Source organism: Vibrio sp. 10N.261.51.A4 (assembly GCF_041471945.1).
In the GTDB taxonomy this organism is placed as follows: domain Bacteria; phylum Pseudomonadota; class Gammaproteobacteria; order Enterobacterales; family Vibrionaceae; genus Vibrio; species Vibrio crassostreae_C.
On record NZ_JBFRPJ010000001.1, the window covers coordinates 18,191 to 33,092 of the forward strand.

Consider the following 14,902-nt stretch of genomic DNA (forward strand, 5'->3'; position numbering starts at 1 on the left):
CATTTCATCATCAGGAAGGTGTGTTTTGTTTGGAAGTCGTTTTACGGATATCAATCTCAAAGGGGATATGTTTGGCGGTGTAACTACAGCCATCATCTCGTTACCTTTAGCATTGGCATTTGGTGTTGCTTCTGGCGCGGGAGCTGAAGCTGGCTTGTGGGGCGCCATTATGGTTGGCCTATTTGCAGCATTGTTTGGCGGTTCGAGTAGTTTGATATCTGAACCTACCGGCCCGATGACGGTGATCATGACTGCCGTAATGACGAGTATGGTTGCTAAATATCCTGAAACGGGTATGGCAATGACCTTTACTGTCGTGATGATGGCCGGTGCATTCCAGATATTACTTGGTACGTTAAAGCTAGGAAAATACGTCACTTTGATGCCATATAGCGTGATCTCCGGATTCATGTCGGGCATTGGCGTTATTCTGATTATCTTGCAGCTGTCTCCATTGTTAGGGCATGCCGCTCCATCCGGTGGTGTAATGGGCACGCTCTCTGCACTTCCAGATACATTGGCTAATCTTAAAATCAGCGAGCTATTTCTAGGTGCTCTGACACTCGGTATTCTTTTTGGCTTCCCCGCTAAGTATCGTAAGTATGTGCCTGCTCAACTGGTCGCGTTAGTGGCTGTAACGCTCTTGTCCGTCATTATTTTTGATACCGACTCTATTCGCCGTATTGGTGAAATCCCAGCTGGTTTACCTTCCCTCGTTATCCCTACGATCAGCGCTGAACAGTTTACTACTATGGTTATCGATGCCTTGGTGCTTGGTACATTAGGTTGTATTGATACGCTTTTGACCGCGGTTATCGGAGATTCATTGACTCGTAAAGAGCATGACTCAGACAAAGAGCTTCGTGGCCAAGGCATTGCCAATATGATCTCTGGCCTGTTTGGTGCACTACCTGGCGCGGGTGCTACTATGGGGACTGTAACCAATATTCAGGTGGGAGCGCGTTCTCCGCTTTCAGGTGTTATTCGAGCTTTAGTACTTGCGCTCGTGGTATTGGTTGCAGGTGGTTTAACAGAACCGATTCCTATGGCAGTGCTGGCTGGTATCGCGATGTATGTTGGTTTCAATATCCTAGATTGGAGCTTTATCCAGCGCGCGCACAAGGTTAGCTATGCCGGCATGGGCGTGATGTACGGCGTGATGCTATTGACTGTGTTTGTTGACTTGATTATTGCCGTTGGACTGGGTGTGTTTATCTCGAATATTCTGATTATTGAAAGATTAAGCCGAGAGCAAGCCAGACAAGTTAAGGCGATCAGTGATGGTGATGATGAAGACGATATCCCATTGACTGATAGCGAACGTCAGTTACTCGATAGTGCCAATGGTAAGGTGCTATTCTTCTACCTATCAGGGCCGATGATATTCAGCGTTTCAAAGGCGATTTCACGTCAGCACTCAAGTATCTCTGACTATGAAGCGATGATTCTAGACCTGACAGATGTACCTATGATTGATGTCACTGTTGGCCTAGCGCTAGAGAATGCGATTAAAGATGCATTGGATGCGCAGTGTGAGGTGTATCTGCTGTGTCCTAATGAGAATACTCGTCAACAACTAGAGAAGTTCCACGTGATTGACCTAGTACCTGAATCCAACACTTATCGATTCAGATATGAAGCCCTGACGGCAGCAACAAGCTATGTCGACAGAGATGAGCATCAATTTGAGTCAGTTTAATTTTTCAGTAATAAGCTGATATGAATGACCTGATATGAATAATCTAATATGAATAAGCTATAGACGCTCACTTCAAGACTGATCATTAATGCCGTTAAGTGAATCACTTAGCGGCATTTTTATATTTATTGAACGTTGATTTAGTCTTCACCTAGCCAAGACGCTTATTTGTTTTCGAAAGAAACTCTCACACGATATTTGTATTAATCGTCAATCAACGATAAACTTGTTTGCAAAATGGCCGAGTTAACAAGTTTGGGTTAGTTTTCTGCTAGCTCGTTTTAAGCATTACTCTCTTCCTCAAGCTCGGTCGTCTACATCTTATCTATAGCAAATGGCAGTCTATCTCTATGTATGCATTAGAAATTGAGCAATTAAGAAAAACTTATGCTGGGGGCTTCGAGGCTCTTAAGGGCGTTAGTTTACAAGTAGAAAAAGGCGACTTTTACGCACTACTTGGTCCCAATGGTGCGGGTAAATCAACCACCATTGGTGTTATCTCTTCACTGGTAAATAAAACGTCAGGCAAGGTTAAAGTGTTCGGCTACGACATTGATACCGATCTGGAATTGGCGAAGCAGAACTTAGGCCTTGTGCCTCAAGAGTTTAACTTTAACCCGTTTGAAACCGTTGAACAGATCGTGCTGCAACAAGCGGGTTATTACGGCGTGCCAAAAGCATTAGCGAAAGAGCGAGCGAAAAAGTACCTATCTCAACTCGATCTGTGGGAAAAGCGTGGCGAACGCGCGCGTAACTTGTCTGGTGGTATGAAGCGTCGTTTGATGATCGCGCGTGCATTGATGCATGAACCTCATTTGTTGATCCTTGATGAACCGACAGCAGGCGTTGATATTGAACTACGTCGTTCAATGTGGGAATTCCTAAAAGAGATCAATGAGAAGCAGGGCATTACCATTATCTTGACCACGCACTACCTAGAAGAAGCAGAAATGCTGTGTCGCAACATTGGTATCATCAATCGCGGTGAGCTGATTGAGAACACAACAATGAAAGCGCTGTTGGGCAAATTGAGTGCTGAGACCTTTATTCTGGATCTGGAAGAGGGCACGACTGAACCTAAGCTTGAAGGCGTGAATAGCCAAGTGATGGTCAATGGCTCGCTAGAAATCGAAATCGACAAGAACCTAGGTTTGAATACCATCTTTGCTCAATTGAGCGAGCAACAGGTTAAAGTCCTCTCTATGCGTAACAAAGCAAACCGTCTAGAAGAGCTATTTGTGAGTATCGTCCGTGAGGGGAGTAAATAATATGTACAGCCTATATTGGACCGCTTTCTGCAGTTTGTTGACCAAAGAGATCAATCGCTTTACTCGTATCTGGGTGCAGACTCTGGTGCCGCCAGCGATTACCATGACGCTTTACTTCATCATCTTCGGTAACCTGATTGGTGCGCGTATTGGTGAAATGAACGGCTTTAGTTACATGGAATACATTGTTCCCGGTCTGATCATGATGTCGGTGATCACCAACTCATATTCCAACGTTGCTTCATCGTTCTTTAGTGCCAAGTTCCAGAAGAACATTGAAGAGCTGCTTGTAGCGCCTGTTCCTAACTACGTGATTATCGCCGGCTTCGTAATGGGTGGTGTGGTTCGTGGATTGTTAGTGGGTACCATAGTAACCTTCGTGTCGTTGTTCTTTGTCGACTTACAAGTTGACCATTGGGGCGTGATCATTGCGACGGTATTTTTAACGTCGGTAGTATTCGCTTTGGGTGGCTTGATTAACGCGGTATTCGCACGCACGTTTGATGATATCTCTATTATCCCAACCTTTATCTTAACGCCGCTGACGTACCTTGGTGGTGTGTTCTACTCGATCAGTCTATTGCCTGAATTCTGGCAAGGTGTATCGAAGTTGAACCCTATCGTGTACATGGTTAACGCGTTCAGATATGGCTTCTTGGGTGTGTCTGATGTGGGGATCGTGACGTCGTTTGGCGTACTAGGTGTGTTTATCGTGCTGTTGTATGGCATTGCACACTACCTAGTGACAAAGGGTATTGGCTTACGTAGCTAACCTTTGGTTCATCTAAGTAACAGGTAAAGAAAAAGGTCGATATAACATCGACCTTTTTTTTGTTTTGCGTTAAGAGCAGAAGCCGACTATTCAGTCGTTTCTTCTTTCACTTCTTCTTTGGTTTCCGTTACCAAATCGAGAACTTGGTTATCGATAAGACGCGTCTTACCTAGGAAAGCCGACATTAGAATCACTGCTTGAGTTGATTCTGAAGTGATCGCTTGCAGAGTTTTAGCATCACAAATGAAGATTTCGTCAGGTTGAAGATCTGCAGCGCGTAGCTGGTCAGTAGCATCTTCAATCACTGATGCGTAATCATCGCGACCACCACGAATAGCGCTGCTGATCCAGCGCATAGTACGCGCTAAAACGGGCGCTCGTTGGCGCTCGTCAATCGTTAGGTTGCTATTGCGAGAGCTCATTGCCAAACCATCCATTTCACGAACGGTCGCAACGCCGACAACTTCAATGTCTAATGCTAAATCAGTGGTCATCTGGCGAATAACAGCAAGTTGCTGAAAGTCTTTCTCGCCGAAGCATGCAAAGTCTGGCTGAACGATATTAAACAGTTTAGTGACAATGGTTGATACACCACGGAAGTGACCTGGACGAGAGGCACCTTCAAGCATGTGAGATATGCCAGGAACCTCAACAAACGTCTGCTTGTCTAATCCATCTGGGTACATCACCTCTGGCGTTGGTGTAAATACTAGCTCAACCCCTTCACCTGTTAGTTTGCTTAAATCTGCTTCTAACGTTCGAGGGTAGTTGTTTAGGTCGTCTGCACGGTCAAACTGCATTGGGTTTACAAAGATGCTTACCACAACGATGTCGGCCAGTTCACGAGCTTTCTTTACCAGAGTCAGGTGGCCTTCATGCAGGTTTCCCATTGTCGGTACAAAAGCAACCGTACGTCCATCACGCTTAAACTGTTTAATCTGCTCACGAAGAGCCGCTATTTCAGCAAAAGTTTGCATACTTACTCCTAAGCGATTGTATGAGCTTCATCAGGGAAGCGCGCGCTCTCTACTTCTTCTTTGTATAGAGCTACTGCCTTACGCATATCACCTGTTTCTGCTAGGAAGTTCTTAGAGAACTTCGGCATGTAGTTCGCAGAAATACCGAACATGTCATGCATAACCAAGATCTGACCATCGGTAACATTACCTGCGCCGATACCGATAACCGGTACGTCACAAGCTTCTGTAATTCGTTTTGCCAATGAAGCTGGCACACATTCAAGTAGAACGATTTGAGCGCCTGCGTTTTGCAGTGCTAACGCGTCAGCAACCATTTTGTCGGCTTGCTCGTCGTCACGACCTTGAATCTTGTAACCACCAAAAATGTTCACAGACTGGGGCGTCAAGCCTAAGTGTGCACATACTGGTACTGCACGTTCTGTTAGCATCTTCACAGTATCAACCAACCAGCTTCCGCCTTCGATTTTTACCATGTTCGCACCAGCACGCATCAAAGTCGCTGCGCTCTCACAAGCTTGTTCTGGCGTCGCGTAGCTCATGAAAGGCATGTCAGCCATAAGAAGACAATTTGGGCTACCAGCACGCACTGAGCGAGTATGGTAAGCAATGTCTTCAACGGTTACTGGTAATGTATCGTTATGGCCTTGTAAAACCATACCCAGTGAATCACCGACAAGCAGAACTGGCATTTCTTGGCTTTCGAATAATTGAGCAAAGCTCGCATCATAAGCTGTCGAAGTCGCAAATTTACGGCCTTCACGTTTGCATTTGATCAGGTCGTTAATGGTTACTTTTTTCATTGGTTTTCCTTAATGCGCTTGGCTATTGTTGCCAAACATTGAGCCCGTTCTTATCTACTATTTTCAGTAGTTCTGTCAGCTCAGTCCCATCAGGGAGTTGTAAACTTGGTGCGATTTCAGCAAGCGGGTAGAGTACAAACTCTCGTTCTTTCATTCCATAATGAGGAACGATTAAGCGCTCTGAATCGATCACCTCATTGCCGTATAGCACAATGTCGAGATCCAAGGTTCTTGGTCCCCAACGTTCGTCTTTACGGACGCGCCCTTGCTCTAGTTCGATCTTTTGAGTGCAATCAAGCAGTTCAATTGGCGTTAATTCGGTTTGGATAGCGACTACCGCGTTGATGTAGTCTGGTTGATTTTGCGGTCCCATTGGAGTGCTACTATATAGCTGAGAGGTCGCAATAAACGTTGATCGCGGTAGGTTTTTTAGCGTTTCGATAGCCAAATTTGCTTGGCTAACTGGGTCGGCAAGGTTGCTGCCGACCGCAATGTAAGCAGTTATCATTCTGATTGCTTACTCTTTTTGTTTCGGTAAGTCTTACGGCGACGATGGCCTGACTTTGATGGTGCTGCAACGTCGTTAGCCATTGCTTGACGCATGTTACGACCTGCAGTCTGATAACGCTCCCACCATTTTGCTAACTCTTTGGTTTCGCCACCTTCAATCTCACCACGCATTTCTAGGAAATCGTAGCCTGCACGGAATTTGTTTAATTCCATTAGACGAACAGCGCGTTTACCGTTGCGACGAGGCAGTCGAAGTTGCAGTTGCCAAACTTCGCGAATGGTTGCTGTGTGACGACGAGGAATCGCAATAGACTTTACTTGCTGATCTAGAATGATGTTACTCGCTTCCATGATCGCATCGTAGTGTGCCATACCCTGTTCAGCGACAAGTTTGTCTGCCAGCTTGTTCATTGGGTACCAAAGCATCGCTGCGAACATGAATGCTGGGTTTACTCGCTTACCATCTTCGATGCGAAGGTCGGTTGAATCGAGAACCAAATCAAGCATCTGCTCTGTGTGTGAGTCGTAATCTTCGGTGAAGTGCTCCGCTACCGCTGGGAACATCTGTTGGAATAGATTGTACTCGCGCATCAAGTGGTAGGTTTCTAAACCGTGACCTGATTGCAGTAATTTCAGAGACTCTTCGTAAAGGCGCGCTGCTGGGATATCTCTTAGAAGGTGAGCTAACTCTTCAATCGGGTCAGCCGTGTCTTCTTCGATGTCGAAATCCAGTTTAGCGGCGAAGCGCATTGCACGTAGCATACGTACTGGGTCTTCGCGGTAACGCGTTTCTGGATCGCCAATCAGGCGGATCAGTTTATCTTCTAAATCTTCTACACCACCCGCGTAATCGTGGATGCTGTAGTCTGCAATGTTGTAGTACATCGCGTTGATTGTGAAATCACGACGCTCTGCATCTTCATCAACACTGCCGTACACGTTATCGCGAAGTAGCATGCCTTCTTTCGATTGTGCAGAAACGTTCTTCGATGGTTCTTGGTGGTGACCACGGAAAGTTGCCACTTCAATGATGTCGCGACCAAACATGATATGTGCCAAGCGGAAACGGCGACCGATAAGACGACAGTTTCTGAAGAGGTGTTTGATTTGCTCTGGCGTTGCGTTGGTCGCAATATCAAAATCTTTTGGCTGAGAGCCTAATAAGATATCGCGCACACCACCACCGACTAGAAATGCGTCAAAACCCGCACCATTCAGGCGATATAGCACTTTTAGTGCGTTGTCGCTGATCTGCTTGCGTGAAATATTGTGCTCTTGACGAGTATAAATATTCAGAGCTAATTCGTGGAATCCGCGTTGTTCGCTTGGGGTATTGTCGTTTGTATTCATTAGTTTAGAACAAAGTAGGTATCGCCAACTTTGTTTTTCTCTTAGTCCAAAGTGGTAGTGCAGAGTTTAATTGCGGCTAATAATAGCTTAGCGCGAGCCATTTGAGAACATCGTCTGCTTAACCACAGTGGTTGGTTATGGCATTTTTATGTGTCGTTTTTGCTATTTGCCGTGAGTTTCGAGCTAATTACAGTGCTCTTTTTGTAAACTATCAGGTAACTGACTGACGTTCCATTGCTGGCAGCCCCACAATAAAATCTCATCCATTGAAGCCTCACAAAGAGCCGTCGGGATATCAAAACCTAAGAATCGCATCGCGTTGAGTAACGTTGGTTTTGGGTTGTCGAGATCTATCGCGGTGGCATGGTTCTGTTTTGACAGTTTATTCCCCAAGCCATCGGTTGCCAATGGTAAGTGCAAGTAGCTCACTGTTTTTTGCTTGAGCGTCTTATACAAACTGATTTGTCGACCGGTGGGTTCTATCAGATCTGCGCCTCTTACGACTTCTGTTACTCCTTGTTCGATGTCATCAAGGACAACGGCCAAGTTATAGGCAAACAATCCATCTCTGCGTTTAATAATAAAATCTTCTACAGCTAGTGCTTTAGGGATTTGAATGGTGCCGTGGCGAACATCATCAAAGGACTCTACTGGAAAGTCCATGCACAAGCGCACCGCCTGTTCACCTGAATCGATTAGGCCTACATCTCGACAGTGACCATTGTAAAAGCCGCCCAAAGCCTTTATCTGCTTGCGGGTGCATTGGCAGTAGTAGGCTTGATTGTCAGCAACCCATTGATCGATTTGAGCTTGATACAAGTCATGACGTTGGCTTTGATAGACGACTTCACCATCCCAAAATAGATGGTAAGCCTCAAGCGTCTTAAGAATGAGGTCTGCAGCGCCGGCCATTTCTCTTGGTGGGTCGAGGTCTTCCATACGAACTAACCATTTTCCTTGGTTAGATTTCGCTTGAAAGTAGCTACCAAGAGCAGCAACAAGTGAGCCAAAATGAAGAGGACCTGACGGTGATGGTGCAAAGCGCCCGATATAATTCATGAGTGAACAACCTAATCTAAATGGTACCGCAGTAGCCGATTCTTAAGACGTTTGACAAGAGCTTTAATGCCTAGAACTAAGCTTCAATCTATAGAACAAGGTTTGATGTATAGAACTAAGGCTTAAAGCTGCTATTTACTATCAAGCGTGTGAAATACTTCGCTTGGATAACAAACAAAAAAGGGAGCCAAGGCTCCCTTTCTTTACATCTGCAAGAATTAACCTTGCATCTGTTTTTCTTTGATCTCTGCAAGTGTTTTACAGTCAATACAAAGATCAGCAGTTGGACGAGCTTCAAGGCGACGAATGCCAATCTCGATACCGCAAGAATCACAGAAGCCGAAATCGTCTTCTTCGATCTTGTCTAATGTCTTCTCAATTTTTTTGATAAGACGACGCTCACGGTCACGGTTACGTAACTCTAGGCTGAATTCTTCTTCTTGAGAAGCACGGTCAACTGGGTCTGGGAAATTCGCTGCTTCGTCCTGCATGTGGTGCACAGTACGATCAACTTCTTCCCTGAGCTGGTTGCGCCAAGCTGCTAAAATTTTTGTAAAATGTTCCGTTTGCTCAGGTGACATGTACTCTTCACCTGGCTTCTCTTGGTACGGTTCAACACCTGCGATGGCTAGGATGCCTAGCGCTTTTTTCTTAGATTCTGGCATACAGCATCTCCTATTTACACCTAGTCAACTGCAAAGCAGCTAATTTTAAGGCGGGTATCTATAGCAGAAAGAACGAATGGTGGCAAATACTCTTATTCAAACTTGCAATCAATGTGATTAGTTCAGCATCTTTGCCTAGCTATTGATAAATTCAACAGCTTGTTTTAGTTGTATTTGAGTACTGCTGAGCTCTGCTTTATAGCAAAGCACTTGAACTCCAGCGTCTTGTGCTTGTTTTAGTAATAACGAATATTTGGCGTCTATATGGTGTGCCGCAGACACTTTTTCAATACCTGAATGTAAAACAGTGAATAAAAGTACGGCTCTATTTCCAGATTCGACCATTTCTGTGAGTTCACGCAGATGTTTTTGGCCTCTGGTTGTGACCGCATCAGGGAAAAAACCTTGCCCTTTAGTTGACGTTTCTAGCTCGTCGAGCAAAGTGACGCTTTTCACTTCGATATAGCAAGGCGGCTTTTCGTTATCTTCAAGCAGAATATCAATGCGACTATTCTCACTGCCATATTTCACTTCGGTTCGTAACGCGTTATAACCTAAGAGTTCAACTATAGTCCCATTTTCAATTGCTTCCACTGCTAGCTGGTTTGCCCGCGCAGTATTTACACAAATACGATGACCTTTGTCTGTTTCTGAGATCTCCCAGCTGTTTGGGTACTTTCTCTTTGCATTATCGGAGGTTGAGTACCACACCGTATTGCCAGGAGTCGCACATCCTGTCATCGCTCCAGTGTTAGCGCAGTGAATAGTACGCTCGCTACCGTCAGGAAGTTGGATGTCAGTGAGGAAACGTTTATAGCGTTTAATAAGAGTCGCAGGCTCTAATGGCGGATTGAAGTGCATATTACTTATTTAGACAGGTAGGTTTTTATGTACAATGTTGCCAACATTACACCACAAGGTTCTCCCATTGCCACAACTGCCCATAGAAGCTGTGATGCCAGATCTGCTCGCTGGCGTAGAAACACACACTCAACTTATTCTAAAGGCCGCTCCCGGTGCGGGTAAGTCAACATTCTTCCCTTTACAGTTAGTTAAGACCAACGCCGTTCAAGGCAAAATCATCATGCTTGAACCGAGGCGTTTGGCTGCAAGGAATATTGCTACTTACTTAGCGAGCCAATTGGGAGAAAAGGTGGGAGAGAGCATTGGCTTTAGAGTTCGTGGTGAATCTAAAAGCAGCAGTACGACTCGCTTAGAGATTGTTACTGAAGGGATCATGACAAGAATGATCCAAACCGACCCTGAATTGACAGGGGTTGATATGGTGATCTTTGATGAATTTCACGAGCGCAGTATTCACGCCGATACCGCATTGGCGTTTAGCTTAGAGATCCAAGAGGCGTTGCGTGACGATCTGAAAGTGGTAGTGATGTCGGCAACTTTAGATCAACAAGCTCTGCAAACTTTGCTGCCGAATGCCAAATACGTTGAATCACAAGGTCGCACCTTTCCGGTCGATTTCCGTTATCAGCCTCTTAGTGCAAATGAATATCTAGCCCCTAAAATGGCTAACGTGATTCGTTCGCTGATGGAGAAAGAGTTAGGCTCACTTCTGGCCTTTTTACCGGGCGTTTCTGCGATTAAACAGGTGGAATCTCAACTAGAACAATTCGCCAATGATATCGATGTGTGTCCTCTGTATGGGCAACTCAGCTTTTCTCAACAGCAGAAAGCGATCGCGCCATCAGAGAAAGGGCGTCGAAAGGTGGTGTTAGCGACCAATATTGCTGAGACTTCTTTGACGATTGAAGGCATTCGATTGGTGGTTGATTCCGGGCTTGAACGTGTGGCGAAGTTCGATCTGAAAACCGGTATTACTAAGCTTGAGCAAGTTAAGATCTCGCAATCTTCTGCTGAACAACGAGCAGGTCGTGCGGGACGAATTGAAGAGGGCTTGTGCGTTCGTTTGTACAGCGAAACGCAGCTGATGCAGCAACCAGCTATACCAGAACCTGAAATTCTTCATTCTGATTTGTCTTCGCTGGTGTCTGAATTGACGCAATGGGGCGCTGCGAGTGCTGATGAACTGCAATGGTTAGACGTTCCACCCAAAGCTTCTATCGGGCAAGCCAAGCAACTCTTACAGACTCTTGAATTGTTAGACGATAATGGTCAATTTACGGCATTAGGAAAACAGGTCCAACGTTTAGGTCTAGAGCCTCGTATTGCCAGCATGTTGGTTAAAGCGCAGCAAGGTAGTCCTGCTCTGTTGAATGTCGCGATTGTTGCTGCTGCTTTGCTGGAAGAGCCGGAGCGCAATGTGACGGATATTCAACACTCTTTGCATCGACTTAAGCAAAGAAAACATTCCAAAAATAGCGTTGTGATGCAGCGAGCGAAAAGTCTCGCGAGCAAACTCAATCATCACTTAGATTTGTCACAAGCTGACGAATCATTGCTACCATTAGTGCTTTGTTTTGCCTTCCCAGACCGGATTGCACAAGTGAGAAGCGCGACCAGCAGTGCTTTCCTTTTGGCGAATGGCCACGGTGCTGAGGTTCGTGATGATGATCCACTGGCGAACAATAACTATATCGTAGTGATTGATTTGATGCGCAGCACAGGGCGAGCCAGTCAGATTTTCTTAGCCACCGCGGTTGATATCGCACAGTTAGAAGCTGAATTTCCAAAACTGTTTGTGCGTTCCGATTACGCCGATTGGGATGAGAAACGTGGCCGTTTAGTTGCTGAGCAGCGTGTATCTCTGGGCAAGTTGATTATCAGCACCAAAGCTTTACCTGATCCCGATGCGAATCAGGCGAGCCAAGCGCTGCTCAATTATGTCGCTCGATGCGGGCTGGATCGCTTAAATTGGACAGCTTCGGCTAAGCAGTTGGTTGAGCGTGTGCGCTGCGCAGCACTTTGGATGCCTGAGCATGATTGGCCAGCGATGGACGATGCGAGTTTGATTGAACACCTTGATGAGTGGCTATCTCCCTATCTGAATGGCATTAAGTCGGCAAAAGGGCTGGCTAGTGTTTCGATTGAGCAAGCATTGTCGGCTTATCTTGGCTGGCCTTTGAATCAAGAAATCGACCAATGGCTGCCAACACACTATCTGATGCCAACAGGCAGCAAGAAGGCCATTCGTTATCAATATCAATCTGAACCAGTGATCTCAGTGCGAATGCAGGAAGTCTTTGGCGAACAAGACTCGCCATTGATCGCGCAAGGGCGTAAAAAAGTAGTGCTTGAGCTACTTTCTCCAGCACAGCGACCACTGCAAATTACTCAAGATTTAGCCGGCTTTTGGGCTGGTGCGTACAAAGAAGTACAAAAAGAGATGAAGGGCCGTTACCCAAAACATCCTTGGCCGGATGACCCTGCTAACCATGTAGCAACCACTAAAACCAAACGACAGTTGAATCGATGATGATGACCAAAATGTTAACGCCAAAAAAGGCACCACCTAAAAAAGCGCCAGCAAAGAAGTCACCAGCGACCAAAGCCAAGCCAAGAAAACCAAGAGCGGCTGCGAAAAAGACCAAACCTAAGGCTAAGAAATCTGGCAAAAGAGGTTGGTTGAAGATCCTATGGGGCATTTCTTGGAAAGCGGGCTTAGCGCTTGCGGCATTGCTGTTGTTCGTCGGTATTTATCTTGATTCTGTGGTCAAACAGCGCTTTGAAGGTCAGCTGTTTGATTTGCCAACCGTGGTTTATGCGCGAGTGCTAGACCTGTCTCCGGGAACTCCGGTGAGTTTGGTTCAGGTTAAGAATGAGCTCGATGTACTTAATTACCGTAAGGTGAACGCGCCTCGTCACCCAGGCGAATACTCTTCTTCTTCGACCAAGATTGAAATGATTCGTCGTCCGTTCGAGTTTGTTGATGGACCGGAAGCGGATCGTCATGTGATGCTGCACTTCAATGGTAACGAATTAACTCGCATTCAGTCGCTGGAGAAGAAAGGCGACATGGGCTACCTGCGTGTTGAACCGAAAATGCTTGGCATGCTTGAGAAAAGTAACGATGAGCAGCGCCTGTTCTTAAAACGCAATCAGTTCCCAGAAGTGATGGTTGATGCCTTACTGGCAACCGAAGACCGAAACTTCTATCAACACGATGGTGTGTCGCCACTGGCCATCGCTCGTGCAATGGTCGTTAACGTCAAAGCTGGGCGAACGGTACAAGGTGGTAGTACGCTGACACAACAGTTGGCAAAAAACCTGTTCTTGTCCAGTGAACGTACATTGTGGCGTAAGGTTCGTGAAGCCTACATTGCACTTATCTTAGACCATCGTTACAGCAAAGACCGTATCCTAGAGGCTTACTTAAATGAGGTTTATCTTGGACAGAATGGTGGGCAAGCGATTCATGGCTTCGGTTTAGCGTCTCGTTTGTATTTTGGTCAACCTATTCAAGAGCTGCGCATCGATCAGCTAGCACTGCTGGTGGGTATGGTGAAAGGACCGTCGTATTACAATCCGGTTCGCTATCCTGAGCGTGCTAAGACTCGACGCGATCTGGTTCTTCGCTTATTGATGCAACAAGACATCTTAACTCCGCGACAATACGAAGAGGCGGCGAGTCGTGATTTGGATATTCAAGACAACCCACGCATTGCTAGCCGTCAGCCCGCTTATTTCCAACAAGTAAACATTGAGCTTAAGAAGTATGTCGGCGATCGATTTGAGGCGAAAAAAGGGATTCGAGTCTTTACCTCTCTGGATCCGGTATCTCAAGACAAGTTAGAGAAGTCGATTGCTCGTAAGGTGCCTGATTTATCGAAAACCGCAGGTAATAAGCTGGAAGCAGCAGCTATTGCCGTGGATAGAAATACCGGTGAAATCCGGGCGATGGTCGGTGGTAAGCGTACTGGCTACGATGGCTTTAACCGTGCCTTGAACGCGAGTCGCCCAATTGGTTCTTTGGTCAAGCCTGCAATTTACTTAACCGCACTAGAGCAGCCTCAGAAGTACACGTTGGCGACAACATTGAAAGACACGCCACTGAGCTTGAAAGGCAGTAAAGGTAGCGTGTGGAGCCCGAGAAACTTCGATCGTAAGTTCCGTGGCGATGTGCCTTTGTATGTGGCGCTTTCTAAGTCTTACAACGTACCTACTGTTCGTTTAGGCATGCAATTAGGCATTGATAGTGTCTCGGATACGATTGGAAAACTGGGGGTCGATAAAAATGAGATTCGCCCAGTGCCGTCGATGTTTTTGGGTTCGTTCTCACTGACTCCGTTCCAAGTTGCGCAGATGTATCAAACCATTACCAATTCTGGGCGTATAGCACCTTTGTCTGCGCTTCGCTCAGTTGTTGATAACGATGGCGAGGTTCTGTATCAGTCGATCCCTCGTGTATCACAAAGCGTTGACCAGCAAGCCGCTTGGCTTACAACCTATGCAATGAAACGTGGCGTGTCGGAAGGCACGGGCCGTTTCCTACAAGGTCAGTTTGCATGGGCAGGGTTAGCTGGTAAAACTGGCACTAGTAATGACAGCCGAGACAGTTGGTTCGTGGGCGTAGATGGCCGTGAAGTGACGACCATCTGGCTAGGACGTGATGATAATAAGCCGACTAAGCTTACTGGTTCGAGTGGTGCGTTACGTGTTTATGCCGATTATCTCAAACAGAGAACACCCGAGCAGTTATTACTGCCTTGGCCGACAGGAATTGTCACCGCTAACTTTACTCGAACTTCTGAAGGGGCTTTAGAGTTTGATTGTGATGGTGCAGTTAAACTGCCACTTTGGGATGAGGGTGGAAACATTAAAAAGGGCTGTGAAAGTCAACCAAAACAGTGGCTAAAGAAGCTTTTTCAGTGGTAAAATCGT

At 46.1% G+C, this 14,902-nt stretch carries 12 protein-coding genes; 5 read left to right on the forward strand and 7 right to left on the reverse strand.

Going from position 1 to position 14,902, the window contains the following annotated elements:
• The first annotated feature begins 67 nt into the window (after positions 1 to 67).
• The 3 genes from AB4384_RS00085 (at position 68) to AB4384_RS00095 (ending at position 3,739) form a co-directional block, all read left to right on the forward strand.
• Positions 68 to 1,699, forward strand: coding sequence for a SulP family inorganic anion transporter (locus tag AB4384_RS00085; protein WP_170960822.1), 1,632 nt, complete (start codon positions 68 to 70; stop codon positions 1,697 to 1,699).
• A gap of 350 nt (positions 1,700 to 2,049) precedes the next feature.
• Positions 2,050 to 2,967: an ABC transporter ATP-binding protein gene (locus AB4384_RS00090; RefSeq protein WP_017059435.1), complete on the forward strand. Its 918-nt coding sequence runs from the start codon at positions 2,050 to 2,052 to the stop codon at positions 2,965 to 2,967.
• A gap of 1 nt (position 2,968) precedes the next feature.
• Positions 2,969 to 3,739 (forward strand): ABC transporter permease, encoded by a 771-nt coding sequence (locus tag AB4384_RS00095; RefSeq protein WP_010435987.1) that lies wholly within the window; start codon positions 2,969 to 2,971, stop codon positions 3,737 to 3,739.
• A gap of 86 nt (positions 3,740 to 3,825) precedes the next feature.
• Here AB4384_RS00095 and panC read toward each other — a convergent pair whose 3' ends face one another.
• From panC to sfsA, 7 genes are all read right to left on the reverse strand, one after another.
• Positions 3,826 to 4,716, reverse strand: a complete 891-nt coding sequence (gene panC / locus AB4384_RS00100; protein WP_017059434.1) for a pantoate--beta-alanine ligase — start codon at positions 4,714 to 4,716, stop codon at positions 3,826 to 3,828.
• An 8-nt stretch (positions 4,717 to 4,724) separates the two neighbouring features.
• Entirely contained in the window at positions 4,725 to 5,519 is a 795-nt protein-coding gene (gene panB / locus AB4384_RS00105) for a 3-methyl-2-oxobutanoate hydroxymethyltransferase (protein WP_017059433.1), read from the reverse strand.
• Between the two features lie 22 nt (positions 5,520 to 5,541).
• The gene (folK, locus tag AB4384_RS00110) at positions 5,542 to 6,027 is read right to left on the reverse strand and encodes a 2-amino-4-hydroxy-6-hydroxymethyldihydropteridine diphosphokinase (RefSeq protein WP_017088704.1); all 486 of its coding nucleotides are present in this window, start codon (positions 6,025 to 6,027) and stop codon (positions 5,542 to 5,544) included.
• Positions 6,024 to 7,379: a polynucleotide adenylyltransferase PcnB gene (pcnB, locus tag AB4384_RS00115; protein ID WP_017059432.1), complete on the reverse strand. Its 1,356-nt coding sequence runs from the start codon at positions 7,377 to 7,379 to the stop codon at positions 6,024 to 6,026. Before pcnB ends, folK begins: the two co-directional genes overlap by 4 nt.
• Before the next feature lie 183 nt (positions 7,380 to 7,562).
• A complete protein-coding gene (gluQRS, locus tag AB4384_RS00120; RefSeq protein ID WP_017068882.1) occupies positions 7,563 to 8,438 on the reverse strand; it encodes a tRNA glutamyl-Q(34) synthetase GluQRS in 876 nt (291 codons plus the stop codon).
• Between the two features lie 218 nt (positions 8,439 to 8,656).
• Complete coding sequence (gene dksA / locus AB4384_RS00125) at positions 8,657 to 9,103, reverse strand: RNA polymerase-binding protein DksA (protein ID WP_004738189.1); 447 nt, start codon at positions 9,101 to 9,103, stop codon at positions 8,657 to 8,659.
• A 135-nt stretch (positions 9,104 to 9,238) separates the two neighbouring features.
• Positions 9,239 to 9,964: a DNA/RNA nuclease SfsA gene (gene sfsA, locus AB4384_RS00130; RefSeq protein ID WP_102394608.1), complete on the reverse strand. Its 726-nt coding sequence runs from the start codon at positions 9,962 to 9,964 to the stop codon at positions 9,239 to 9,241.
• A 34-nt stretch (positions 9,965 to 9,998) separates the two neighbouring features.
• Between sfsA and hrpB the strand changes: the two genes are divergently transcribed.
• Positions 9,999 to 12,497 (forward strand): ATP-dependent helicase HrpB, encoded by a 2,499-nt coding sequence (hrpB, locus tag AB4384_RS00135; RefSeq protein ID WP_372128658.1) that lies wholly within the window; start codon positions 9,999 to 10,001, stop codon positions 12,495 to 12,497.
• On the forward strand, positions 12,497 to 14,896 hold the full coding sequence (gene mrcB, locus AB4384_RS00140; RefSeq protein WP_017063253.1) for a penicillin-binding protein 1B: 2,400 nt from the start codon (positions 12,497 to 12,499) through the stop codon (positions 14,894 to 14,896). The genes hrpB and mrcB overlap by 1 nt, the downstream gene beginning before the upstream one ends.
• Positions 14,897 to 14,902 lie beyond the last annotated feature (6 nt).